Here is a 25,272-nt window from a genome sequence, read left to right as displayed (position 1 = left end):
GTATGGTCACAGTACGTGAGCAATTGCCTGGGCGACTCAATGAGTTGTCTGAGGAAGCGACTGTAGAGCATGCCGAACAAGCTCAACTTGATTTAGCAGAATGGTTGGATCGAGTTCGCAGTATTTTAGACGGGGCAGCGCTCAAGCAACTCGAAGAAGTTGCCAAAGAGACTTTGCAAAAAGAGTTAGAATCCACCACCAATCATCGATCGAATACCTTTTATACCGGTATTGAAATGGCCGACATCTTGGCGCATTTACATGTCGATGAAGACACCCTTTCTGCTGCAATGTTGTATCGCAGTGTTCGTGAAGGACTCATGAGCATTGATTTTGTGCGAGAACATTTTGGTGAACAAGTTTTTAGCTTGGTTAAGGGTACCCTGTCGATGGGTAAGCTTTCCGAGTTAATTGAGCAGAATAAACGTTTAGAAGATCATTTTAATAATGATCAGCGTGAGCATTTGACTGGCATTTACAAGATGTTGATTTCAGTCACAGAAGACGTTCGTGTTGTACTGATTAAGCTGGCAGAACGTACCTATGCTTTGCGTGAATTGGCAAAATCATCACGCGAACGTCAAGAACGTGTGGCGCGAGAAATTCTGACCATTTACTCGCCGCTGGCGCACCGTTTGGGGATTGCCCAGTTAAAATGGGAGCTAGAAGATCTAGCCTTCCGTTATTTAGCGCCCGAACGTTACAAGGAAATTGCATCCTTATTGAATGAAAAGCGCTTAGAGCGTGAACATTATATTCAGTTTGTGATTGATAAGCTCAAGAATGAACTGGCTGAACATGGGATTGAAGCCGAAATCAATGGTCGGGTTAAACACATCTATTCGATTTATCGCAAGATGAAAAGTAAGAACCTGAGCTTTGATCAGTTGTATGACATTCGTGCCGTGCGTGTCTTGGTGAAATCGGTGCCGGAGTGTTATCACTCACTGGGCATTGTGCATCAAATTTGGCGACATATTCCACATCAGTTTGATGACTATATTACCAATCCGAAAGCCAATGGTTATCGTTCTTTGCATACTGCCGTGATTGCGGAAAACAAGTCGCTGGAAGTACAAATTCGTACCCGAGATATGCATGAAGAAGCCGAGTTGGGGGTATGTTCGCACTTTAACTATAAAGAAGGTGCAAAAACCACCGATCACTCTTTCAATCATCGTTTACATTCGTTGCGTGCTGTGTTGGAACACTATCAGGAACGTAACGATGCCAGTGCGCATAAAGACGAGGAAGGTTCTGAAAACTTTGAACAGATTCAAGAGTTTGAAGACTTTGAGAAAATTTATGTATTTAGTCGTGACGGGGATATTAAAGAGTTACCTCGTGGCTCGACCGTACTGGACTTTGCTTATCACGTGCATACCGAAGTGGGTAATAAGTGTTATGCCGCGCGGGTTAACCAGCGTTATGTGCCGCTGACCTATACCTTAAAAACAGGTGAGCAAGTTGAGATTTTAACTAAAAAAGATCGTGAACCTAACCGTGATTGGTTGGTGAACTCTTTGGGTTATATCAAGACTGCACGCGCGCGCGATAAATTGCGTCATTGGTTCCGTCAGCAAGATCGCAGTAAGAATCTTGAGATTGGCCGTGATATTCTGAACAAAGAATTGTCGCGCCTTGCGATTCATCCAAAAAGTATTGATTTAAGTGACTACTGTAACCACTTCAATGTGAAATCGGGTGATGACATTCTGATTAATCTGGTCAGCGGTGATATTAGCTTGCATGCCTTGATGAATCAGGTGAATCGGCATATGCATCTGGATCAGGATGAACCTGAACTGGTGCTGAAGCCTGCGCTCAATCCTCGTGCCAGTCATACCTTGTCAGCACATGGTATTTTGATTGATGGTCTAGATAATGTTGAGCTGCATATTGCACAATGTTGCCAGCCTGTTCATGGGGAATCTATTGCAGGTTATATTACCCTGAATCGTGGTGTCAGTATCCATAAGGTCGCTTGTCCTGATTATATGCGTATGATTGGTCAGGAGCCTGAGCGCGCAGTAGAAGCTGACTGGGAAATGCAACCCACACGTGGTCAAAGTGTACAGATTGTGGTGGAGGCATATGACCGTCGTGGTCTGTTGAAAGATCTGACACAGGTGATTTTCTCCGACCAAATCAATATTCGTCAGGTGAATACCATTTCCGAAGCGGATGGTATTGCTAATATGAAGTTGTTGATTGAAGTCAAAGGCTTGGCGCAATTGTCACGCTTGTTGGCGCGCTTGGAGCAACAACCCGGCATTATTAGTGCCCGCCGTCTAATTCAGGGAAATTAAACCTATTACCTATTAAAAAAGCCTGCCAAGCGCAGGCTTTTTTATCCCTGTGATCGTAACCATTAAATTTTATTCAGGATTAGAGAGTCGTTTGAACATGGAACAACTATTGGATGTTATGCAGCAATTACGAGAAAAATGCCCGTGGGATCAAAAGCAAACACCCAATAGTTTAACGCCTTACGCGATTGAAGAAGCCTATGAGGTGGAAGCGGCTGTGCGTTCGGGTGATCTTCAGCATATTAAGGAAGAGCTGGGAGATTTGTTGCTGCAAGTGGTGTTTCAATCGCAAATGTATAGTGAGCAGGGGGCGTTTAATTTTCAGGATGTCGTGCAGGTGATTACCGATAAATTAATTCGTCGCCATCCCCATGTATTTCAGGCAGAACAGTTTAGCCAATTAACGGCAGAGCAAGTATCTGAGCTTTGGAAACAGATTAAACAGCAAGAAAAGCAGGGCAAGCCGAAATCTCGATTGGATCAAATTAAACATGGACCAGCTTTACAACAAGCAGAACAGATTCAGCAGAATGCTGCTCAGATTGGCTTTGATTTTGCAAATGTTGAGGATGCGTATGGCAAGCTAGAAGAAGAATTACAGGAGCTGCAACAGGCGATTCAACAGCAAGATTCCGATGAAATACAGGCAGAATTTGGGGATTGTTTATTTTCACTGATCAATGTTGGACGTAAACTAGGCGTTAATAATGAAATTGCCCTTTTAGGGACGATTGATAAATTTAGAACACGCTTTGCTTACATAGAAGATCAGGCCCGACTGCAACACAAATCACTGGCGCAGTTGTCACTTGCCGAAATGGATCAACTCTGGGAGCAGGCAAAAAATAAATGACTTCATAATAAATTAGGCATGCTATGCAACAATATTTCCCCCCGTTTCAAGTGGTACGTGTGCTGGTGTTTTTTACAGTTACGCTTTTGGCTATACACACGGTGTATGCCCAAAATTTTGATCAGCAGTATTTGAATTGGAAAGCTCAACAACAGGCGCAAGATGCGCGACTCGGAACATCGGCGACCGATGCCAATTATTATTTAGCCAAACCCAGTGTTGCACCTGTTTCAGGCAATAAAATTCGGCTCAATAGTGCGACTTCAGAACAATTGCAGCAATTGTCGGGCATAGGGGAGAAAAAAGCTGAAGCGATTTTGCAATATCGGCAAGCTCATGGAAAATTTAAAACCATTGATGAACTGCAACAGATTAAAGGCATAGGGCCGAAACTTTTGCAGAAAAATCGAGATCGACTGGCGCTCTAAGCTTTTATTTTGCAGGATTGCTAGGCAATAATCATGATCGTGTTGAGATAATCAAATTGCCCTTTGATTGTGTTAGAGATATGATTAGCAACATCTTAGACATTTTACGTTCAGGCGTAGGAGACAGCGTCTTTTGCAAACTTTGCGCGCGTCAAAATGCGGTTTATCCACCGCTCAATTACCCCCTTCAATACTTGATGTAATTGATGCCTTAACGAAGGCAGGCTACGAAGCTTATATCGTAGGGGGCGGTGTCCGCGATTTAATGTTAGGCCTTAATCCTAAGGATTATGATGCCGTAACCAATGCTACACCAGCACAAATTAAAGAAGTGTTCGGACGTCGTTGCCGTATTATTGGTCGTCGTTTCGAGTTGGCTCATGTTTATTCTGGGCGAGAATTAATTGAAGTTGCGACTTTCCGCGCACCACCTAAAAAAGCAGTCACATCTGCAGCGGGAATGATTTTACGTGACAATAATTGGGGTTCAATTGAGCAGGATTTTGCTCGTCGAGATTTTTCGATTAATGCGCTGTATTATCAGCCACGTAAAGATGTGGTGCTCGATTTTTGTCATGCGGTCGAAGATATTCAAAGTCGAACCTTACGCTTATTGGGTGATCCGCAATTACGTTTTGAAGAAGACCCAGTGCGCATGTTGCGGGCATTACGTTTTTCGGCAAAATTAAAATTCAGTATTGATCCGAAAATCTTGGAGATTTTTACTCCTGAACGCACCCAGTTATTACGTGATGTATCCCCACATCGTCTTTATGATGAATCACAAAAACTGTTTACTATGGGGCATTTGGCGCAAGTGCTGCCAATGCTGATTGATTTTGGGATTTGGCGTCAGCTATTTGCCGAGATTCGTCCTGAAATTACCCCGTTTATTGAGCGTGCCGCAAAAAATACAGATCAACGTATCCAAATCGGTAAAACCATCAACCCTGCATTTTTCTATGCCGTGTTGCTTTGGAAACCATTCTTGGAGCGTTGTGACTTCTATTTGCAAAAAGGTGTTGTTCCGGCTGAGGCGCGAGCGCAAGCTGGACTGGATGTCTTAAAGCGTCAAGCGACACGCACCGTCATTCCTCGTTTTGCGGAAACGTTTATTCGTGAAGTGTGGGAAATGCAAACCCGGTTATTAAATCCGAAGCCGCAACAAATTGAGGCACTGTCAAATCATGCGCGTTTCCGTGCTGGTTTTGACTTTTTGTTGTTGCGGGAAAAAGCAGGGGATAACACCACGCAATCGATGGGCAGTTGGTGGGATGCTTATCAATTGATGTCTTCCGATGAAAAAGAGCGTGCGATTAGTCAATACAATCGACAACGGGCTAAAACGCGTCGTAAAACGGCTCAGGAAGAAGTGCCAGAGGCTAAAGTCAAAGCGGAAATTGAGCCTTTGGTTCAAGAGTCTGAACCGCGTAGTCGCAGTCGCCGGAAAACCAAAACTGTAGAAACTAGCTCGGCAAATTTCAATTCTGGGACGTCCGAATTGGGGCAAGATCATCCTATTTTAAAAAGAAAGCGTGTGAAACGTGATTTGAGTCAAGTTGTTTTTGGGCCAACACAATGAAGACGGTCAGTTATATCGGTTTAGGCAGTAATTTGGGGGATTCACGCCAAATTCTGACCGAAGCCATTCAAAAGTTAGCGACATTAGGTGCGGTTAAAACTTCTAAGTTGTATCAAAGCCCTCCGATGGGGCCGCAGGATCAACCGCATTACTTTAATGCGGTAGCACGTTTGGAAACGGACTTGGCTGCTTTGGCTTTGCTGGATCAATTGCAGCAATTTGAGCAGGATGCAGGGCGAGTTCGTCTGCGTCGTTGGGGGGAGCGAACACTGGATTTGGACTTGTTGCTGTATGGCAATCAGCAGATTCAGCATGAGCGATTGACTGTACCGCATGTTGGCATTTTAGAACGTGATTTTGTGGTCATTCCGTTATTGGATTTAGACCCCGCACTACATATTCAGGGACACCGATTAAATCATCTTGATGTGTTGCAGCATTCAACGCTCACTGAAGTTGCAGATTGCAATTGGGCAAGTATTTAATCATTAATGGTACGTTCTAGGAACTTCTAGAGAGGAATAACTCATGATTAGTCTGAGTGACTTAAGACAATTTAAACAAGACGGACGTAAGTTCTCATGCTTGACTTGCTACGATGCAAGTATGGCAAAAGCAATGGAACTTGCTGAAGTGGATACGATTTTAATTGGTGACTCTTTAGGAATGGCAATACAAGGCCGTGATTCAACTTTGCCAGTAACGGTTGAAGACATGGCTTATCATACTGCGGCAGTACGTCGTGGTAATCAGCATGCGTTGATTATGACGGATTTACCGTTTATGTCCTATGCCACGCTCAATGACGCATTAGCGAATGCGAAAGCGGTGATGCAGGCAGGCGCGCAGATGGTCAAAATTGAAGGTGGTGCTTGGTTAAGTGAAACCGTTGAAGTCCTGACCCGAAATGGCATTCCCGTGTGTGTGCACTTGGGTTTAACACCACAATCCGTCCATGTTTTGGGTGGTTATAAGTTGCAAGCTCGTTCTCGTGAAGCAGCAGATAAGTTGCTTGCAGACTGCCAAGCCGTGGTTGATGCTGGTGCTGCAGTGTTATTGCTGGAATGTGTACCTGCTCAGCTTGGACGAGAAGTGACGGAGCATTTTCCGCATATTCCTGTGATTGGGATTGGGGCAGGTGTGGAAACCGATGGACAAGTCTTGGTTGTGCAAGATATGCTCGGTTTGACTTTTGGTCGTGTGGCGAAATTCGTTCGTAATTTTATGAAAGAGCAAGCTGGGGAAACTGCAATTTTAGATGCTTTTAAAGCCTATCATGCAGCGGTGCTTGATCAATCATTCCCAGCAAAAGAACATACTTTTCAAGTAGAGCTGTAATATGAAAACCGAAACAACAATACAAGGCTTAGCCGCATCGTTACAACCAGCTCGTACAGCACGAAAAATTATCGGCTTTGTTCCGACCATGGGGAATTTGCATCAAGGGCATTTGAACCTTGTGCGTGAAGCAAGAAAACTCTGTGATGTAGTAGTGGTGAGTATCTTCGTGAATCCAATCCAGTTTGGACCGAATGAAGATTTCGATAATTACCCGCGTACTTTGGATCAAGATAGCCAGTTGTTGGCAGATGTCGGCTGTGACATCATTTTTGCTCCATCGGTCGAGCAAATGTATGGTAAACAACAGCGTTTAACCAATATTAGCGTGTCTGAAATTACCAATGATTTATGTGGTAAACAGCGCCCTGGTCATTTTGATGGTGTGGCAGTCGTTGTAACCAAATTATTTAATATCGTACAGCCGAATTATGCCTTCTTTGGTCAGAAAGACTTTCAACAGTTGGCGGTGATTCGTCAACTGGTGCGTGATCTGAACATTCCCTTAGAGGTGATTGGCGTGCCGATTGCTCGCGCTGAAGATGGCTTGGCTTTGAGTTCCCGCAATGGTTATTTGAGCGAAGAGCAACGTAAGGTTGCGCCCGTAATTTTCCAAAGCCTAAAACAGGCGGAAGCTAATTTAAAGCAAGGTACTGATTTAACAGAAGTGTTAGAGAATATTAAAACCACATTGACAGCAGCAGGTTTTGTTGTGGACTATGTGGAAGCCCGTACACCAAGCTTGCAAGAGATTGATCAATTTAATCAGGATCTTGTTCTGTTTGTGGCGGCAAAATTGGGCACAACCCGACTCATCGATAATTTGCAGGTTAAGCATACTGCAGCATAAAACCTCAAGGAATAGCTTTGCCATGAAGCGCATTTTGATTGTGACAGGACAATCTGGTTCAGGTAAGTCATCTGCATTGCAGGTCCTAGAAGATTTGGGTTATTACTGTATTGATAATTTGCCTTTGGCATTGTTGCCCGAGATTGTCGAGAAGCTAGATCATGAAAATAATCTAGAACTGCTCGCGCTTGGGGTGGATGTGCGTAGTACCCGTGCGGATTTACAAGAGTTTGATCATGTCTTTGAACTGTTGTTAAGGCACGGGGTGGTCGATATTATTTATTTGACTACACGCGATCAGGAGTTGATTGCACGTTTTAGTGCCTCAAGACGCCCGCATCCGTTATCCAATCGTTTTAAAAGTTTGAATGGATGTATCCAGGAAGAAAAAACATTATTACTTCCGATACAATTGCGTGCTACCGTACATATTGATACAACTGATAAAAGTGTGCATGATTTGAAGCATACTTTATTGTCTAAACTTGGACAGTCCGATAACTTAATTGTGATTTTGCAGTCATTTGGCTATAAGCACGGTATTCCTTTAGATGCCGATTATGTCTTTGATGTACGTCATTTGCCTAATCCGCATTGGGATTTAGAGTTGCGGAAATATTCGGGTTTAGATGTACCAGTACAAAATTTTTTAGAACAAAGCCCGCAGACCAATGAAATGTTTAAAGACATTTATCATTTTTTGGACAAGTGGTTACCTGCATTTGCAGAAGGACATCGTCACTATATGACCATCTCCATCGGCTGTACAGGTGGACAGCATCGTTCTGTTTATATTGTGGATAGACTTAAAAAAGCACTTGAAGCAAATTGGTCTATTCAGGTCCTACATCGAGAAATGAAGCATTGGTCATGATTGACACAACTGTTGACGTAATTAATAAACTAGGGTTACATGCGCGTGCATCTGGCAAACTCATTGAAGTAACCACCAAATTCAAATCATCTATTCAAATTGGAAAAGGTGATAAATTGGTCGATGCAAAAAACATTATGTCTTTACTTATGCTTGGCGCAGGTAAAGGCACCACTTTACGTTTAGTGATTGATGGGGCAGATGAGGAAAAGGCACTGTCTGAAGTTCAAGCACTATTTGCAGCAAAATTTTACGAGGCAGATTAACCGTGGCACGTCGACCGAACCGTTTTACTGACGAAGACTTCGAAATTTTAGAAGGACGCGCAAGTAAAACTGAACAAAAGAAAGCAGTTCAGCGTATGGCTGCTTTAGGTGAGCAGTTGGCGCAACTGAATCCAAAACAAATCCAGCAACTTCCTGTGGATGAGCGTTTAATTGACGCGATTTTGGATGCGCAAACTATTACCTCACATGAAGCGCGTCGTCGCCAATTTCAGCGTGTAGGTAAGTTATTGCGCAATGAAGACGAGACCGTCATTTTGTCGTATTTGACCCCACAGCAGGGTGCAAAGAAAACTGCACAGTTGCAACGTTGGGTAGATCGAATTATTAAAGATGGTGATCCGATCATCAATGAATTCTGTAAAGTTCATAATGCTGCAGAACGTCATACATTACGTCAACATGCTTTGCGTATTCACCGTGATATGGCAAAAGCGTTGACTGAAGCTGAACTGGCGGAGTCTAAACTCAAATTATTCAACTATGTTCAGCAAGTGGCACTGCTATCTGATAACTGATCAGGTTGAATTAAAAAAGCACTTCATTTGAAGTGCTTTTTTATTGAATTAGATGTTGTTGGTGTCTTGAGAGCTAATTAACCAAACTCTCCTATTGCACGTTCTTTTGCCCAGTCGCGCAATACAAATTTCTGTAATTTTCCTGTCGAGGTTTTAGGAATCTCGGTAATCACAATATCTTTAGGCACTTTAAAGCGTGCCAGATGTTCTTGGCAGAAGCTGATCAGCTCTTCAGGTGTGATCGATTTGCCTTCTTTCAGTTCAATAAAGGCACATGGCACTTCTTGCCAGCGCGGATCCGGTTTTGCGACTACAGCCGCAGTTAAAATGGCAGGATGACGATAGAGGACTTCTTCGACTTCAAGTGAAGAAATATTTTCACCACCTGAAATAATGACATCTTTGGAGCGATCAGTGATTTTGGCATAGCCATCCGGTTGGCAAACTGCTAAATCACCGGTATGGAACCATCCTCCTTTAAAAGCCTCTGCTGTGGCTTCTGGATTTTTTAGATAGCCCTTCATCACAATATTGCCACGGAACATAATTTCGCCCATGGTTGTTCCATCTTTTGGTACAGGTTCTAGGGTTTCAGGGTCAAGCACTTTCATGCCATCTTGCAGTGGATAAGGCACCCCTTGGCGCGAATGCAGTTGAGCTTGTTCCTGAATGCTTAATTCGCTCCAGCCCGCTTGAGATGCACACAGGGCAGAAGGACCGTAAGTTTCTGTTAGACCATACACGTGGGTGACGTTAATCCCGAGATTACGCATGCCCTCAATAATTGCAGCGGGTGGTGCAGCTCCAGCCACCATGACTTCAACGCGATGTTCAAATTTAATCTGCTTCTGTTCTGGGGTATTAATCAACATAGATAAGACAATTGGAGCACCACAGAAATAATCGACCTGATGCTCAGCAATTAGTTTAAAGATGAGCTCTGAATCGACTTTGCGCAGACAAATATTGGTTCCACCATTGGCGGCCATCGTCCAAGCAAAACACCAGCCATTACAATGAAATAAGGGTAAAGTCCAGAGGTACGTGGCACGAGGTGTCATGCCACAAGCAATGATATTGCTGGCAGCATTGATGTAAGCACCGCGATGATGATAGACCACGCCTTTAGGATTGCCCGTTGTTCCTGACGTGTAATTCAGGCTAATCGCATCCCATTCATCATTCGGCAGGTGCCACTCAAACTCTGCATCGCCTTCTGCTAACCAATCTTCGTATTCGATTTGCCCAATTGGCGTCGAAAAACATTGCTCATATTCTTCATCATCGACATCAATTACATAAATGGAGTGAGAGACCAAACTCAAGGCTTCTTTCGCCAGTGCTGCAAATTCTGGATCGACCAACAGCACTTTGGTTTCTGCATGTTCAAGCATGAAGGCAATGGTTTTGGCATCTAAACGGGTATTGAGGGTATTGAGTACCGCACCAACCATCGGGACGGCAAAATGCGCTTCAATCATGGCGGGAATGTTCGGCAGCAATACCGAAACTGTGTCATTTTTGCCGATGCCTAATTTTTGTAACTGATGAGCGAATTGACGACAACGGTTATAAGTTTCACGCCAACTCAGGTGTCGTTTGCCATGAACAATCGCATCTTGATGGGGATAGATGTAAGCAGCACGCTCTAAATAGCGTAAAGGGGAAAGTGCAACGAAATTTGCAGGGGTTCGCGGTAGTTCATCATAGGCAGCGACCATGTAACAACTCCATGTATATTTATTATCATCGATGATTTAAAGATAAGCATTTCAGGGGCGACTTGCATTTATGCTTTAGTCGAGTATTAAATTTATGTGCAAGCTTATGAATTTTAAATGGAAAATATAATTTAATGAATTGATGTTCAAAAATTACAGTGAATTCAACGCGCTATAAAATCATAATGTATTTTTTGGGGATTTTTAAGCATTTTAAAGCGATTAAACGGGGGAAATGTGGATTGAAAGCCGATAAGAATTTTAAGTTTGGTTACAAACGAGCGGATGTTGGACTGGTAAAACATGACAATTTTCTGCGGTAAGAAAGATTTATCGAGGGAAAAGGTTTTATCCAATCCTGAACACGTGTAAAATTCTTAGCAGTTTTTTATCCACCGTTTTTATCTTTTGAGGTTTACCTCGATCATAATCTCGCGGTGACATGCTCCATGGTACGGGGCATCACTCCTTAAGGATTTTTTATGCCAATTATCACTTTGCCAAATGGCGATCAAAAACAATTTGATCAAGCTGTATCTGTGATGGAAGTTGCTCAAAGCATCGGTCCTGGTCTTGCTAAAAATACAGTTGCAGGAAAAGTTGATGGTCGTTTAGTCGATGCATCGGACTTGATTACCACGGATGCAAGCCTTCAAATTATTACGCCTAAAGACGACGAAGGGGTCGAAATTATTCGTCACTCTTGTGCGCACTTGGTGGGGCATGCTGTTAAGCAATTGTTCCCTGAAGCGAAAATGGTGATTGGTCCTGTCATTGAAGAAGGCTTCTACTATGACATTTGGATGCCACGTCCGTTTACTTTAGATGATATGGCAGCCGTCGAAGAGCGTATGAAAAAGCTCATCGATCAAGATTATGATGTCATTAAAAAAATGACCCCACGTGATGAAGTGATTGCAGAATTCACAGCACGTGGCGAAGAATATAAATTACGCTTGATTGCGGACATGCCTGAAGAAACACAAATGGGCTTGTACTACCATCAAGACTATTTGGACATGTGTCGTGGTCCACACGTGCCAAACACAAAATTCTTAAAATCATTCAAGCTGACTAAAATCTCTGGCGCATACTGGCGCGGTGATGCGAAGAATGAACAGCTACAACGTATTTATGGCACAGCGTGGGCAGACAAGAAACAGCTTGCGGCGTATATCAAGCGTATTGAAGAAGCGGAAAAGCGTGACCATCGTAAAATTGGTAAAGCGCTAGACTTGTTCCATATGCAAGAAGAAGCCCCAGGTATGGTGTTCTGGCATCCAAATGGCTGGACCATTTATCAAGTGCTTGAACAATACATGCGTAAAGTTCAGCAGGATAATGGTTATCTTGAGATTAAAACACCACAAATCGTCGACTTTACCTTGTGGGAAAAATCAGGTCACGCAGCGAACTATGCCGACAACATGTTTACGACGCATTCAGAAAGTCGTAACTATGCGGTGAAGCCAATGAACTGTCCATGTCACGTACAAGTCTTCAACCAAGGTTTGAAATCTTACCGTGATTTGCCAATTCGTTTGGCAGAATTTGGTTCATGTCACCGTAATGAGCCATCGGGTTCATTGCACGGCATTATGCGTGTGCGTGGCTTTACGCAAGATGATGCGCATATTTTCTGTACCAAAGAGCAGATTGGTCCTGAGGTTGCAGACTTTATTAAACTAACGTTAGATGTTTATAAAGACTTCGGCTTTGAAGACGTGCAAATGAAACTCTCAACCCGTCCAGAAAAGCGTGTTGGTGATGATGCACTTTGGGACATGGCTGAAAAATCTTTAGCGGATGCTTTAGATGCAGCGGGTCTAGAGTGGGAACTTCAACCAGGTGAAGGCGCATTCTATGGTCCGAAAATTGAATTCTCATTGAAAGACTGCTTAGGTCGTGTATGGCAATGTGGTACTATACAGTGTGACTTCAATTTACCAGAACGTTTAGATGCGTCTTATGTCACTGAAGACAATGATCGTGATCAACCGGTGATGTTGCATCGTGCAATTCTTGGTAGTTTTGAACGTTTTATTGGTATACTTATTGAACACTATGCGGGCTTTATGCCACCTTGGTTAGCACCAGTACAAGCATGTGTGATGAATATTACCGATTCCCAAGCGGAAGCCTGTGAGTCGGTTGTCGCTAAACTTAAAGAAAGCGGTATCCGCGCGATTTCTGACTTGAGAAATGAGAAAATCGGCTTTAAGATTCGTGAACGTACATTAGAGCGTATTCCATACTTATTGGTACTAGGGGACCGTGAAGTAGAGGAAGGTACAGTTAACGTGCGTACCCGCTCTGGAAAAAATTTGGGCACTATGTCAATCGATGCTTTCGTTGACCTAGTGAAAGCAGCCGTAGCCGAACGTGGCCGGTACATTGTGGAGTAAAAGCGATTAAACAGCCTGACCGTAATCAACAGGGCGGAAAATCAAACCGTCCTGCTTTGAATGATGAAATTCGTGCAAAAGAAGTCCGTCTTGTAGACGAAAATGGCGAGCAAAAAGGCATCGTAAGCCTAACTGATGCTTTACGTGCAGCTGAAGCAGTTGATCTTGATTTGGTTGAGATCGTTGCAAATGCAGAGCCTCCAGTCTGCAAAATTATGGACTTCAATAAGCATTTGTTTGATTTAAAACAAAAGCAAAAAGAAGCGAAGAAAAAACAACATCAAGTGCAGGTTAAAGAAATCAAGCTCCGCCCTGCAACGGATGTTGGTGATTACAACGTAAAATTACGTGCAATTATCAAGTTCCTTGAAGAAGGCAACAAGGTAAAAATCACTTTACGCTTCCGTGGTCGTGAAATGGCCCATCAACAGTTAGGTTTGGCTCAATTGCAGAAAATTGAAGCTGACGTGGCTGAATTTGGTGTTGTTGAGCAAGCACCAAAAATGGAAGGCCGTCAAATGGGTATGTTACTTGGACCGAAAAAGAAAAAGTAATCCTCATTTGAAAAAAGCACTGCATTCGCAGTGCTTTTTTTTGCTCATTAGTTGGGTGAATCACCATTTGAAGGGGGTGCGGTTATATAAGTTGATTCTCATGATATGCAAATAAATTGAGCTTTGAATCATGTCGCTATGGGTAAAAGCGTGCTATAAATAACAATGCATTGCTGCAAGCACAGTAACAAGATAAAGGAAAAAAATGATTGATTTATACTACTGGGGGACACCCAATGGCCATAAAATTACCATCGCATTAGAAGAAATGGGCTTGGAGTATCAAATTTTTCCCATCAATATCTTGGAAAATGACCAGTTTCAACCTGACTTTCTGCGGATTTCTCCGAATAATAAAATTCCAGCCATTGTTGATCAAGACGGACCTCAGGGAGAGTCAATTTCTGTATTTGAGTCAGGTGCGATTTTGCAATACTTGGGGCGCAAAACAGGCTTATATTACCCAGCAGACGAGCAGGAACGTGTTGAAGTAGAGCAATGGTTGATGTGGCAGATGGGAAATTTTGGACCAATGCTCGGACAAAACCATCATTTCAGCCATTTTGCACCCGAGCGCATCCCTTATGCGACAGAACGTTATGTGAATGAAAGCAAACGTTTATATGGGGTACTGAATAAGCAGTTGATTGGTCAAAAGTTTGTAGCAGGTGAGTATTCCATTGCTGATATGGCCATTTTGCCATGGGTGCTGCGTTATGAATGGCAGCAAATTCAATTGGAAGATTATCCGTATGTCAAAGAATATGTTGAGCGTCTAACTGCGCGCCCAGCGGTGCAAAGAGCCTTGGCAATACAGGTTTAAGCGTTCAGCTAGAGAGTTTATATCCTTTATTTTATTTTTGAATGAATATTTCTCATTAGATGCAGTTGAGATTATGAATTTTTGCTGATCTGCAACAGCGTTTTGATGGATAGGCAAAGCTGCTATCTGTGCCGATCAGCAAGTCATGAAATTGATCGGCTATAGTGGCTTTTACTTATCTGGGTTTAAAAAAGATTGCTGCGTAGCATTCTTTGTTTTTACTTAGTTCGATTTATATTCTCGATACTTTGTGCAGTAAGTTTTTCTTCATTCTGTAAGCGATAAAAATTTATGTATTTGTTGTATGACAATCATTGATTTGGATTGTGAAATTTTATTCGCCTCTCTAAGCGTGGCCCATTCAGTGTTAATATCCTCGGTACTGTTTATTTGAGGTTTTCACGCTTGAAAACTAGCTATCTATGATGAAGGCATTCTTTTTAAATTTAACCCGCATTATTGAAACCAGTCCTAAAATTTATATTAGCCTTATTGTTGGCATTGCTGGATGCTGCATGTTATTCGTGGCAGAAGCTGTACACGTGCAAAAAATCGTGGAGCTACTGAATACCAAAGATCAGGCTGTTTTACGTGCTGCCATTGAGCCAATTTCTGATAGATATTCGCGGACGCGCTGGTTGTTATTGTTAATGAGCTTTATTTGGTCGGGTTATGCATACCATACAACAAAGAAAAAACTAGGTTTGTGATCATAACGCCATGTGGTCATTGGGACTCTTGTTTTTCTCTGCCTTTGGTGCAGCCACATTATTACCGCTTCAGTCGGAAGCAGTTTTATTGGGCTTGTTGGCTACGGGAAGGCATTCTGCTGCTTTGCTGATTGTCGTTGCGAGCCTAGGGAATGTCTTAGGTTCCTGTGTAAATTGGTATCTGGGCTTGCAGGTTGAACATTATAAGCATAAAAAATGGTTTCCCGTCTCTGAGCAAAAAATGCTGCAAGCGCAGCGGATTTATCAGAAATATGGGTTCTGGTCGCTCTTGCTCAGTTGGGTGCCGATTATTGGAGATCCAATTACCTTAATTGCTGGATTGCTCAAAGAAAATTTTCTACGCTTTCTACTGATTGTGATACTGGCAAAAACAGGACGCTATTTGGTGCTATATAGTCTATTTATCGGCTGGTTTTAACACTTTGTGTTAAAGGTGAGATGGCGTGTGCTGACGAGATTAAAATTTGGGAGGGAAACCCCTCCCGGAAAGTTAATTTGAACAGGCATTGAGTTTAAATTGAACTTCGTCTTTAAGGTTGGACTTCTTATAAAGCCATAAGGTTGAAGCCGTACGTTTTACACGGACTTGGCTATTAGAAATTGCTGCTATGACGCTTTGATCTAAAGCATAAAGACCAGATCCTTGCTGGATTTTGACTTTTTTTACAAGTCCTTTTTTATCGACCTTAAAGCTAAATTTGATGTTGCGGTCATGTTGGTTTAAATCATCACGACTTAATACCAGTTGGGGTTGCTGTATATAGCTGAATTTAACCGGACCTTGTTGTTGAAGCTGCCAATTTTTAGAGTTAAATGCATACTGACAGTCAGCTTCTTCACGCTGCAGATTTAAGTTAAAGGTTTGGTAGCCAATAATCGGCAGGGTAGTATCTTCTATTTTGTAAGGTTGAACCCGTGCTTGACGTACCGCTTGAAGCAAGCGTTCATCTAAATCTTTTAAACCAGTACTTTCTTGAATACTGGTTTGAGTGATTTTTCCTGTTTCATCTGCGTAAACACGTAAAATGGCAGCACGATTTTGCCCTTTTAAATCTTCACTTTTGTATTGGGGTTGGGGAAAGCTGGTCCACTGAATCCGCGTGGTTAAGTGAGCGGGTAAGGCTACACTTTTCTGCACAGAAAGCTGTGAGGTTGAGGGTTTTTCCGCACTAAAACTTTGTGTAAATGGGAAGGTGAGAATCAGAGAAAAACAAAGCAGTCGTTTCATACAGTTTAATTTGATCCTTGCTGCAGCGAGATCGCGAATAGGGTGGCTAAATTGTTGCCAGTATTTCCTGATTTGAACATGCTGGCAAGCCTAAAATTATGTTTTATGGATATTTTTCTTCGCCTATTTTGATACCGAATTCATCCTTAATATGTCGTCAATTCATTCTAATCGCAGCATAATCCTGCGGCATTCAAATATTGGGGGAGTGATCATTCTCATCGCTTGAGCAGCTCGTCTAAAGTCAAATATGCTTACTCATTCCTTGATGCAGTGGGCAGACCTTCGGTGCTATAGCTGACGTTGCATGTTTTTAGTTGGATAAATTGGCAGAGAGGGCTGTCGGATGACTCGAATAAGATGGGCATAAGTCGCTGTTATGGTTGGGTTGAATCCAAGCAGTCAGACATGATTGCGAGAGCGGAATTGACCTGAACATGCCTAAACCAGCACACTCAGCACGATATTCCAGCCTGCGTTAGACAGATCATTCAGATACAAGCAGCTGATGAAAAACATTGCCTTTAACCAATAGATTTATTCGTTAAATAGCGCGGGTTTTGCTTTTGTTTTGTACAAAGATGATTTAGAATAGCGCCTTCCTTACCTGCAGGTCGTTTTTGCAATGGTGCAGACGTTCCGAACAGGTGTTTAAAGAGGTTGTTATGGCTAAGTTAAAAACTCGCCGTGGTGCAGCTAAACGTTTCAAAGCGACTGCAAACGGTTTCAAGCGTAAACAAGCGTTCAAACGCCACATTTTGACCAAAAAATCTGCTAAGCGTATTCGTCAGTTACGCGGCTGTGTAATGGTTCACGTAAGTGACGTTGCTTCAGTTCGCCGTATGTGCCCATACATCTAAGGAGATTTATAAATGGCTCGTGTAAAACGTGGTGTACAGGCTCATCGCCGTCATAAAAAAATTCTTGCTCGTGCTAAAGGTTACTACGGTGCTCGCTCACGCGTTTATCGCGTAGCGTTCCAAGCAGTAATCAAAGCTGGTCAATACGCTTATCGTGACCGTCGTCAGAAGAAACGTCAATTCCGTGCTTTATGGATTGCGCGTATCAATGCTGGTGCACGTCAAAACGGTTTGTCTTACAGCCGTATGATCGATGGCTTGAAAAAAGCTCAAGTGATCATCGACCGTCGCGTACTTGCGGATATCGCTATGCATGACGCAGTAGCATTTGCTGCTTTAGCTGAAAAAGCTAAAGGTGCATTAGCTGCATAATTGTCGCAAGATGATTGAAAAAGACCGCTTTATGCGGTCTTTTTTTATGCCTTATTATTTTGATGATGTTGACTAAATAGATGTTCTTGAATAGGTTACATAATTGAACTTTAAATTTACTGGGCTTGGATGCCTAATGAAATGAAGTCATCATAAAAAGGAATGGGGCGATGCTTGCAGAAATTGTCGGTGTGAATCAGGCGCGGATTAGTGTCAAGCTGGAGATGATTCCGAGGGTTGGAGAGTCTGTGAAGATTATGTACGGACCTGATGCACAATTAGAAGGTCAAGTGGTTGCCGTGCAGCATTATATTAATCAGCATGCCGATGAGCATAAAGTCAGAATTGAGGTACGACCATTTAATTTGCTAATTACTTCTTAAATGCACTGTGCTGTTGAGTCACGGCATTCTCTGAATCTACAAAAAGCAGATGCTGAACCTGATTGCAAATGCTTCATCTAGATCTATAAAAAAAGCCACTGATGTGGCTTTTAGATTAATGATTTTTTAGAGTCCAAAGTAATAGGCTACAATACAGATGATGACTGTAATTAAAATCAGTTTAATTACTGCGGAAGTGCTGACTTTATGGTGATGAGCGTGCGGCTTGTGAATTGAGCTTGGGGCTGAGGCTGACATGCCTTCTAAAGGATTAGGGGCTACGACAGGAGTCAGTTGTGCTGATTGATAGTGATTGGCAATTTTCACAATAAATTTAGCGCTTAAATCATCAAGTTTTTGCGAGAAATGACGTAGATTAAGTTGTTCATCTGCGCTCAGCGGTGAGCCATCTTCATGTTGGGGATGTTGGAGCTGGTTTTGGAGATAGTGCTCTAAGGCTTCAAGTTGATATAATGATTGATGTGCAAAATCAGCAGAATAATCTGTTGGAAGTAGGGCGAGTTTGTTTGAATTTAAGGTGGTGTCAGCGTTGTTAGTTGGATTTTGGGTATAACCATAATAGGGAAGATTTTGTTGTGCGGGTTCAGCAAAGCCTTGCGCGAATGGGCTATTAAACAATTCAGTTTGCAAATAACTTTGAATGTCATCCCAATTGGGAGAGTGTAAATCAGTTTCAAGGCGCTTGGCCAGTTTATGATTCAGCTCAAAGCGCCAGAAAGTTTCATCTCGTAGCAAAATTTGTTGTGCGGCTGGGGCTTCAAAATCATTATCGGCATTGTACCATTCAGCAAGTTCTTTACCAAAAATCCAGGCCGTTTTCTTGTTGGCTTCATGGCTGACAATAAAGTGTGCCAGTGGCAACAGTTCAACATTGGCATTTGGATTTTGTTCATCATTCAACAGGCTGGAGCTATGTAAACTTAGGCGTTTTACCCCTTGTTTTTTTAGTCCTTCCAGCCAGATTTGAAAGTGTTGCGCCAATAAGTGTTGCGAGAGTAAATCCCGAAATACAAAAAGATGTTGATCAAAAATCGGATGTTGCTTCCAGCGATTAAACCCCAGCTCTTTGTTCAGATATTCGTTGCCATAAGTGACTAATGTGAGCTGCTGTTTCCAAATTTGATCGAGGGCCATAGATATTGATCTCTTTGCAATTGGGTTTATCTTAAACTTTTTCTAATTTCGGATGTTAATCAAATTTTCCTTAATTGGAAACTTCATCAATCTCTTTAAAAACTGATAGAATATCGGGTTTTATCTTATTATTAAATTGTTGCTTTGAGAGTTACTATGTCACTGGAAGCCCTGACCACCGAAGCGCTTGCTGCCATTGCAGCAGCTCAAGACCTTGCTGCACTTGATCTCGTTCGTGTGCAATTTACAGGGAAAAAGAGCCAGCTTGCAGAACAATCGAAAGCGTTAGGTAAAATGGACCCTGAGGAGCGTAAAGTTCAGGGCGCCGCAATTCATGCTGTGCGTGAAGCCATCAATGCTGCATTGACTGAACGTCAAGCGCAATTGCAAAAAGCCGCATTAGAACAACAACTTGCTAGTGAAACCATCGATATTACCTTACCGGGTCGTGGTCAAACCATTGGCAGTATTCACCCAGTTACACAAGTGCAGGAACGCATTTGTCAATTTTTTACCAAAGCAGGATTTACTGTTGCGACAGGTCCAGAAGTTGAAGATGACTATCATAACTTCGAGGCGTTGAATATTCCGGGTCATCACCCGGCACGTGCAATGCATGACACCTTCTACTTTGATGCCAATCATTTGTTGCGTACGCATACCTCGGGTGTACAAATCCGGACGATGGAAACCTCACAACCACCAATTCGTATCGTATGTCCAGGTCGTGTTTACCGCTGTGACTCGGATCAGACACATTCACCAATGTTCCACCAAATTGAAGGTTTATATGTTGCTGAAAATACCAGCTTCGCTGAACTGAAAGGTTTATTGGTGAATTTGTTGAATGAATTTTTTGAGAAAGATCTTAAAGTCCGTTTCCGTCCGTCTTATTTCCCATTTACTGAACCAAGTGCAGAAGTCGATATCATGGATGAGCGCGGTAAATGGTTGGAAGTCTTAGGCTGTGGCATGGTACACCCGAATGTATTGCAAGCAGCAGGTATTGATCCTGAAAAATACAAAGGCTTTGCATTTGGTTTAGGTGTAGAGCGTTTTGCAATGTTGCGTTATGGTATCAATGACTTACGTATGTTCTATCAAAACGATGTGCGTTTCTTACGCCAATTTGCTTAAACAGATTTAGACCTCTCCCTAACGATCCTCTCTGAAAAGGAGATGGCTTCAACGTGAAATAGGGTTCTTCATCTTGGAAAAGGTGAAGTTAGAGGGGATTTAAAAAATAGATTGATAGGTTTTTACAGAAATGAAAATTAGCGAAAATTGGTTACGCACTTGGGTTAACCCTACGATTGATAGCGAAACCTTATCTGACCAACTAACCATGCTGGGTCTAGAAGTTGATGACTTGTCGCCTGCAGCGAAACCATTTACCGGCGTAGTGGTTGGGGAAGTTTTAACGGTTGAGCAGCATCCTGATGCAGATCGCTTACGTGTGACTACCGTGAATATTGGTTCGGGGGAACCTTTACAAATCGTTTGTGGTGCACCCAATGTCCGCGTGGGTATGAAAGCTCCTGTCGCAACCATTGGTGCGGTGTTACCAGGTGATTTTAAAATCAAAAAAGGTAAATTACGAGGGATTGAATCACAAGGTATGTTGTGTGGTGCCTCTGAAATTGATCTCGAAGATAAAATTGATGGTCTATTAGAGTTACCAGCAGATGCACCTGTGGGTGTGGATATTCGTGAATATCTAAACTTAGATGATCATGTGATTGATATTAGTATTACCCCAAACCGTGGTGATTGTTTCAGTATTCGTGGTGTAGCGCGTGAAATTGCTGTCATTAATCAAATGGCGGTGACTGCGCCAGAAATTCAAGAAGTGGCTGCGACAATCGCTGATGAGAAAAAAGTGGTTGTCACCACCGAAGGTTGCCCGCGCTATTTAGGACGTGTGATTAAAAACGTCAATACCAAAGCACCGACGCCAGAATGGATGGAACGAGCGCTTGCCCGTTCAGGTATTCGTCAACACAGTATTTTGGTGGATATTACCAACTATGTATTGATGGAGTTAGGTCAACCTTTACATGCTTTTGATGGTGGAAAAGTTCAAGGTGCGGTTCATGTACGTCAAGCAACGGCAGCTGAAAAGCTAGTGCTGTTAAATGAGCAAGAAGTTGAGCTGAATGAAAAAGTCATGATTATTGCTGATGATGAAAAAGCATTGGCGATTGCAGGTATCATGGGCGGTTTATCTTCTTCTGTGACCGATGAAACGACTGAAATTTTCTTAGAGTCGGCGTTCTTTGCCCCGTTACATATTGCAGGTCGTGCACGTAGCTTTGGCTTACATACAGATGCATCGCAGCGTTATGAGCGTGGGGTAGATTTTGAATTGCCAATGCTTGCAATGCACCGTGCATCTCAATTAATTGCTGAGCTCGCTGGTGGTGAGTTTGGACCAATTACAGTAGCAGAGCAGCCAGCATCATTACCAAAGCGTGAAGCGATTGCACTCAGTCAGGCGCAGGTAGATCAACTCTTAGGATATAGTGTTGATACGGACTTCATTGTAGCGGCTTTAACCCGTTTAGGCTGTGACGTGACGGAAATTGCTGCTACGGAATGGTCGGTAGTCCCACCATCTCACCGTTTTGATATGGCGATTTATCAAGATCTGATTGAAGAAGTGGCACGTATTCATGGTTATGACAATATTCAAGTTAGTTTGCCAAAAATTGAAGCTCAATTAGCCAGCTATCAGGATCAATTTGAATTGTCACAATTGCGTCAGACTTTAGTGACTTTAGGCTATCAAGAAGCGATTAGCTTTAGCTTTGCTGATGCTAAATTGGAAAAACAGTTAAATCCGTCTGTTCAGCCATTAATGTTGGCCAATCCAATCTCAAGTGATTTGGCGGTAATGCGTTCGACATTGCTTTCTAGCCTGATTCCTTGTGTTCAGTACAATATTAATCGTCAGCAGCATCGAGTGCGTTTCTTTGAGTTAGGGCTACGTTTTGATTATCAGGGTGCGAACAGCATTCATGATTTAAAACAGATACCAACCTTAGCAGTGATTGCGGTTGGATCGAAGCAGGCAGAATCTTGGCATGCGAAGCCACAAGCCATGGATTTCTTTGACTTTAAAGGTGAAGTGGAAGAGATTTTAGCGGCAGGTCGTGTTAAGGTGGAATATGTCCGCTCGGAACGCGTATGGCTACATCCAGGGCAGTCGGCTGAAATGATGGTGAATGGGGTATCGATTGGTTATTTAGGTCGCTTACATCCATCCCTAGAGGCAGATTTAGACTTGGGGGTAACTTGGGTCGCTGAACTTGATCAAAAAGCAGTTTTGCAAACTTATGTATCTAATTTTACAGAATTATCACGTTTTCCATCAGTTAGACGTGATATTGCGCTTTTAATTAGTGATAAGATTAATATTGGTGAAATTCAGCAACTTATCACTAAAACGGGTGGGGAGCTGTTACACTCGAATTGGCTCTTTGATGTATACACAGGACAAGGGGTTGAAGCAGGTAAACGCTCATTGGCATTTGCTTTGCTATGGCAACATCCTTCACGTACATTAGAAGATGCTGAAATCAAAACCGGTATGGATACAATTATAGAAGTGTTGCAAAACACTTATCAGGCGACATTGAGGGCTTCATGACAGCATTAACTAAAGCAGAAATGGCTGATCATTTAAGTGAGCTCACGAGTTTAAACCGTCGTGAAGCAAAACAAATGGTCGAATTATTCTTCGATGAAATTAGCCAAGCGCTCATTTCTGGAGAGCAGGTTAAACTTTCGGGTTTCGGGAACTTTGAGTTGCGTGATAAGCGTCAACGCCCAGGACGAAACCCTAAAACGGGTGAAGAGATTCCGATTTCTGCCCGTCGGGTGGTTACATTCCGCGCTGGTCAGAAATTTCGACAGCGTGTAGGGAAAGAGCAGATCGATTGATCTGCTTTTTTTATGTGTGTGTACTCATGATTTTTTAATATATAAAATTGAAATGATTGAATTTGTTTTTATGAAGACATAAAAAAAGAGAGAACATAATGTTCTCTCTTTTTTGTGCTACGTAATCGTAAAGATTATTGAGCAGCAGAAGCAGCAGCGTCAGCAGCAGAAGCAGCAGCATCTACAGCAACGTCAGCAGCAGAAGCAGCAACTTCAGCAGCAGAAGCAGCTTCAACAGCAGCAGCGTCTACAGCAGCAGAAGCTTCCATTGTAGTTTCAGAAGCAGCAGCTTCAGCAGCAGGAGCTTCTTCTTTTTTAGCACAGCCAACAAAAGCTAAAGTAGTAGCAACTGCAGCAGCAATAGCGATTTTTTTGAATAACATGGCATCACTCTCTAAAATATGAGATTAAAAAAAACCAAGGTCAGCTGTTATATGCTTTTATTCTTCCTAAATTTGTTAGGCAGTAACAACGCAGGAGCAGCTTAACTGGTCTGCGAATATGCTATCACTGCCCATTTTTAATTACTACTACTTTGTGTGAAAAAAAACCAAAAAATGAGCAAATATTTGCTATTTTTTAACAGAAAATAACAATTAAGAGTGCGCTTTATATTGGATAAATACTTTTTAAGTTTTTAAAAATAAAGCAGTTTTTCTAAGCAATATTTTTACAATCAAATATTTGAAAATATGCTTACACAAGATCAAATGAATTGTGTTTTTATGTTAAGAAAGTCAACCAAATAAAAAAGGTCACGACTGTGCGTGACCTTTTTGATATGTCTTGAAAATTAGTTACTTGCTTTGCGTTTCATTTGATCAAAGAAGTCATCATTGGTTTTTGTTTCTTTCATGCGATCAAGTAAGAACTCCATCGCCGCCAGTTCATCCATAGGGTGAAGTAACTTGCGTAAAATCCAAACTTTACGAAGATTATCTTCATCCATCAAGCGCTCTTCACGACGCGTACCTGATTTCTTGATGTTCATGGCAGGGAAGACACGTTTTTCAGCAATGCGGCGATCAAGCGTAATTTCTTGGTTACCTGTACCTTTAAACTCTTCGTAAATCACATCATCCATTTTACTGCCTGTTTCAATGAGTGCAGTTGAGATGATTGTGAGTGAACCGCCTTCTTCAATATTACGCGCCGCACCAAAGAAACGCTTAGGACGTTCTAGGGCATGTGCATCTACACCACCTGTGAGCACTTTACCGGATGATGGAATAACGGTGTTATAGGCACGTGCGAGACGGGTAATTGAATCGAGTAAAATCACCACGTCTTTTTTATGCTCAACTAGACGTTTTGCTTTTTCAATCACCATTTCAGCCACTTGGACGTGACGCGCTGGTGATTCATCAAAGGTCGAAGCCACGACTTCACCGCGAACGGTACGTTCCATTTCAGTCACTTCTTCAGGACGTTCATCAATCAGGAGGACGATTAGAAACACTTCCGGGTTATTACGTACGATCGACTGGGCGATATTCTGTAATAACATAGTCTTACCCGCTTTAGGCGGAGCAACAATAATCGAGCGTTGTCCTTTACCAATCGGCGCGATTAAATCGACTACACGGGCAGTTAAGTCTTCAGTAGTACCATTACCCAATTCCATAACCAGTTGTTCGGTCGGGAATAATGGTGTTAAGTTTTCGAATAGAATCTTGTTACGCGAGTTTTCAGGCGTATCGTAGTTAATTTGGTTGACCTTTAGTAAGGCAAAATAACGTTCACCTTCTTTAGGTGGGCGAATCGTTCCTGTGATGGTGTCACCTGTACGCAAGTTAAAGCGACGAATTTGTGAAGGACTCACATAAATGTCGTCGGGACCTGCAAGATAAGAGCCTGCAGCTGAGCGTAAGAAACCAAAACCATCTGACAGAATTTCGAGAACGCCGTCACCAAAGATCTCTTCGCCATTCATCGCATGACGCTTTAAGATGGCAAAGATAATATCTTGCTTACGGTTACGTGCCATTCCTTCAAGGCCCATAAACTCTGCAATTTTGATGAGTTCGCCAATTGGTTTTTTCTTGAGTTCGGTTAAATTCAT

General features: G+C 42.5%; 26 protein-coding genes. 21 read left to right on the top strand and 5 right to left on the bottom strand.

All coding sequences use genetic code 11. The annotated features are described in order from the left end of the window. Positions 1 to 2: 2 nt before the first annotated feature. From ACX17N_RS12570 to yjgA, 10 genes are all read left to right on the top strand, one after another. On the top strand, positions 3 to 2,309 hold the full coding sequence (locus tag ACX17N_RS12570) for a RelA/SpoT family protein (RefSeq protein WP_458892916.1): 2,307 nt from the start codon (positions 3 to 5) through the stop codon (positions 2,307 to 2,309). Positions 2,310 to 2,406: 97 nt separating this feature from the next. Continuing rightward, positions 2,407 to 3,162 carry a nucleoside triphosphate pyrophosphohydrolase gene (gene mazG / locus ACX17N_RS12565; RefSeq protein ID WP_458892915.1) on the top strand — a complete coding sequence of 252 codons (756 nt, stop codon included), beginning with the start codon at positions 2,407 to 2,409 and terminating at the stop codon, positions 3,160 to 3,162. 23 nt (positions 3,163 to 3,185) lie between these two features. Further along, entirely contained in the window at positions 3,186 to 3,590 is a 405-nt protein-coding gene (locus ACX17N_RS12560; RefSeq protein WP_458892914.1) for a ComEA family DNA-binding protein, read from the top strand. Positions 3,591 to 3,723: 133 nt separating this feature from the next. Then, entirely contained in the window at positions 3,724 to 5,172 is a 1,449-nt protein-coding gene (pcnB, locus tag ACX17N_RS12555; protein ID WP_458892913.1) for a polynucleotide adenylyltransferase PcnB, read from the top strand. Beyond that, positions 5,169 to 5,657: a 2-amino-4-hydroxy-6-hydroxymethyldihydropteridine diphosphokinase gene (gene folK, locus ACX17N_RS12550; RefSeq protein WP_458892912.1), complete on the top strand. Its 489-nt coding sequence runs from the start codon at positions 5,169 to 5,171 to the stop codon at positions 5,655 to 5,657. Before pcnB ends, folK begins: the two co-directional genes overlap by 4 nt. Positions 5,658 to 5,700: 43 nt before the next feature. Further along, the gene (gene panB / locus ACX17N_RS12545; RefSeq protein WP_458892911.1) at positions 5,701 to 6,510 is read left to right on the top strand and encodes a 3-methyl-2-oxobutanoate hydroxymethyltransferase; all 810 of its coding nucleotides are present in this window, start codon (positions 5,701 to 5,703) and stop codon (positions 6,508 to 6,510) included. A 1-nt stretch (position 6,511) separates the two neighbouring features. Then, positions 6,512 to 7,360 (top strand): pantoate--beta-alanine ligase, encoded by an 849-nt coding sequence (gene panC / locus ACX17N_RS12540; protein WP_458892910.1) that lies wholly within the window; start codon positions 6,512 to 6,514, stop codon positions 7,358 to 7,360. Between the two features lie 22 nt (positions 7,361 to 7,382). Continuing rightward, on the top strand, positions 7,383 to 8,234 hold the full coding sequence (rapZ, locus tag ACX17N_RS12535) for an RNase adapter RapZ (protein ID WP_458892909.1): 852 nt from the start codon (positions 7,383 to 7,385) through the stop codon (positions 8,232 to 8,234). Further along, positions 8,231 to 8,500 (top strand): HPr family phosphocarrier protein, encoded by a 270-nt coding sequence (locus tag ACX17N_RS12530; RefSeq protein ID WP_100242079.1) that lies wholly within the window; start codon positions 8,231 to 8,233, stop codon positions 8,498 to 8,500. The genes rapZ and ACX17N_RS12530 overlap by 4 nt, the downstream gene beginning before the upstream one ends. Before the next feature lie 2 nt (positions 8,501 to 8,502). Then, positions 8,503 to 9,036, top strand: a complete 534-nt coding sequence (gene yjgA / locus ACX17N_RS12525) for a ribosome biogenesis factor YjgA (protein ID WP_458892908.1) — start codon at positions 8,503 to 8,505, stop codon at positions 9,034 to 9,036. 77 nt (positions 9,037 to 9,113) lie between these two features. Here the strand turns inward: yjgA and ACX17N_RS12520 are convergent, their stop codons facing one another. Beyond that, complete coding sequence (locus ACX17N_RS12520; RefSeq protein WP_458892907.1) at positions 9,114 to 10,757, bottom strand: acyl-CoA synthetase; 1,644 nt, start codon at positions 10,755 to 10,757, stop codon at positions 9,114 to 9,116. A gap of 482 nt (positions 10,758 to 11,239) precedes the next feature. Between ACX17N_RS12520 and thrS the strand changes: the two genes are divergently transcribed. From thrS to ACX17N_RS12495, 5 genes are all read left to right on the top strand, one after another. Continuing rightward, the gene (thrS, locus tag ACX17N_RS12515) at positions 11,240 to 13,162 is read left to right on the top strand and encodes a threonine--tRNA ligase (protein ID WP_458892906.1); all 1,923 of its coding nucleotides are present in this window, start codon (positions 11,240 to 11,242) and stop codon (positions 13,160 to 13,162) included. 5 nt (positions 13,163 to 13,167) lie between these two features. Then, positions 13,168 to 13,716 (top strand): translation initiation factor IF-3, encoded by a 549-nt coding sequence (gene infC, locus ACX17N_RS12510; protein ID WP_458893035.1) that lies wholly within the window; start codon positions 13,168 to 13,170, stop codon positions 13,714 to 13,716. Positions 13,717 to 13,921: 205 nt separating this feature from the next. Continuing rightward, the gene (locus ACX17N_RS12505; protein ID WP_458892905.1) at positions 13,922 to 14,539 is read left to right on the top strand and encodes a glutathione S-transferase N-terminal domain-containing protein; all 618 of its coding nucleotides are present in this window, start codon (positions 13,922 to 13,924) and stop codon (positions 14,537 to 14,539) included. 422 nt (positions 14,540 to 14,961) lie between these two features. Further along, positions 14,962 to 15,249 (top strand): hypothetical protein, encoded by a 288-nt coding sequence (locus ACX17N_RS12500; protein ID WP_458892904.1) that lies wholly within the window; start codon positions 14,962 to 14,964, stop codon positions 15,247 to 15,249. A gap of 10 nt (positions 15,250 to 15,259) precedes the next feature. Continuing rightward, a complete protein-coding gene (locus ACX17N_RS12495; RefSeq protein WP_458892903.1) occupies positions 15,260 to 15,688 on the top strand; it encodes a YqaA family protein in 429 nt (142 codons plus the stop codon). A gap of 72 nt (positions 15,689 to 15,760) precedes the next feature. Here ACX17N_RS12495 and ACX17N_RS12490 read toward each other — a convergent pair whose 3' ends face one another. Continuing rightward, the gene (locus ACX17N_RS12490) at positions 15,761 to 16,498 is read right to left on the bottom strand and encodes a TonB family protein (protein ID WP_458892902.1); all 738 of its coding nucleotides are present in this window, start codon (positions 16,496 to 16,498) and stop codon (positions 15,761 to 15,763) included. A 665-nt stretch (positions 16,499 to 17,163) separates the two neighbouring features. On the opposite strand from ACX17N_RS12490, the gene rpmI reads away from it, so the two are divergent. The 3 genes from rpmI to ACX17N_RS12475 all read left to right on the top strand — a co-directional run bounded on the left by rpmI (position 17,164) and on the right by ACX17N_RS12475 (position 18,113). After that, complete coding sequence (rpmI, locus tag ACX17N_RS12485; RefSeq protein ID WP_001096359.1) at positions 17,164 to 17,358, top strand: 50S ribosomal protein L35; 195 nt, start codon at positions 17,164 to 17,166, stop codon at positions 17,356 to 17,358. A gap of 12 nt (positions 17,359 to 17,370) precedes the next feature. Continuing rightward, complete coding sequence (gene rplT / locus ACX17N_RS12480; protein WP_004867327.1) at positions 17,371 to 17,730, top strand: 50S ribosomal protein L20; 360 nt, start codon at positions 17,371 to 17,373, stop codon at positions 17,728 to 17,730. Between the two features lie 170 nt (positions 17,731 to 17,900). Next, a complete protein-coding gene (locus ACX17N_RS12475) occupies positions 17,901 to 18,113 on the top strand; it encodes a hypothetical protein (RefSeq protein WP_458892901.1) in 213 nt (70 codons plus the stop codon). 126 nt (positions 18,114 to 18,239) lie between these two features. Here ACX17N_RS12475 and ACX17N_RS12470 read toward each other — a convergent pair whose 3' ends face one another. Then, positions 18,240 to 19,268, bottom strand: coding sequence for a hypothetical protein (locus ACX17N_RS12470; protein WP_458892900.1), 1,029 nt, complete (start codon positions 19,266 to 19,268; stop codon positions 18,240 to 18,242). A 156-nt stretch (positions 19,269 to 19,424) separates the two neighbouring features. Between ACX17N_RS12470 and pheS the strand changes: the two genes are divergently transcribed. The 3 genes from pheS to ACX17N_RS12455 all read left to right on the top strand — a co-directional run bounded on the left by pheS (position 19,425) and on the right by ACX17N_RS12455 (position 23,210). Next, positions 19,425 to 20,405: a phenylalanine--tRNA ligase subunit alpha gene (gene pheS / locus ACX17N_RS12465; RefSeq protein WP_100242091.1), complete on the top strand. Its 981-nt coding sequence runs from the start codon at positions 19,425 to 19,427 to the stop codon at positions 20,403 to 20,405. Between the two features lie 130 nt (positions 20,406 to 20,535). Next, positions 20,536 to 22,917, top strand: coding sequence for a phenylalanine--tRNA ligase subunit beta (gene pheT, locus ACX17N_RS12460; RefSeq protein WP_458892899.1), 2,382 nt, complete (start codon positions 20,536 to 20,538; stop codon positions 22,915 to 22,917). Next, positions 22,914 to 23,210 (top strand): integration host factor subunit alpha, encoded by a 297-nt coding sequence (locus ACX17N_RS12455; RefSeq protein WP_016166119.1) that lies wholly within the window; start codon positions 22,914 to 22,916, stop codon positions 23,208 to 23,210. The genes pheT and ACX17N_RS12455 overlap by 4 nt, the downstream gene beginning before the upstream one ends. Positions 23,211 to 23,344: 134 nt before the next feature. Here ACX17N_RS12455 and ACX17N_RS12450 read toward each other — a convergent pair whose 3' ends face one another. Continuing rightward, the gene (locus ACX17N_RS12450) at positions 23,345 to 23,593 is read right to left on the bottom strand and encodes a hypothetical protein (RefSeq protein WP_458892898.1); all 249 of its coding nucleotides are present in this window, start codon (positions 23,591 to 23,593) and stop codon (positions 23,345 to 23,347) included. A 410-nt stretch (positions 23,594 to 24,003) separates the two neighbouring features. Beyond that, positions 24,004 to 25,272, bottom strand: coding sequence for a transcription termination factor Rho (rho, locus tag ACX17N_RS12445; RefSeq protein WP_458892897.1), 1,269 nt, complete (start codon positions 25,270 to 25,272; stop codon positions 24,004 to 24,006).

This window comes from Acinetobacter sp. GXMZU3951, from assembly GCF_054457875.1.
Note: the sequence above shows the minus strand (reverse complement) of the source record. Positions and strands in the feature narration are given on the sequence as shown.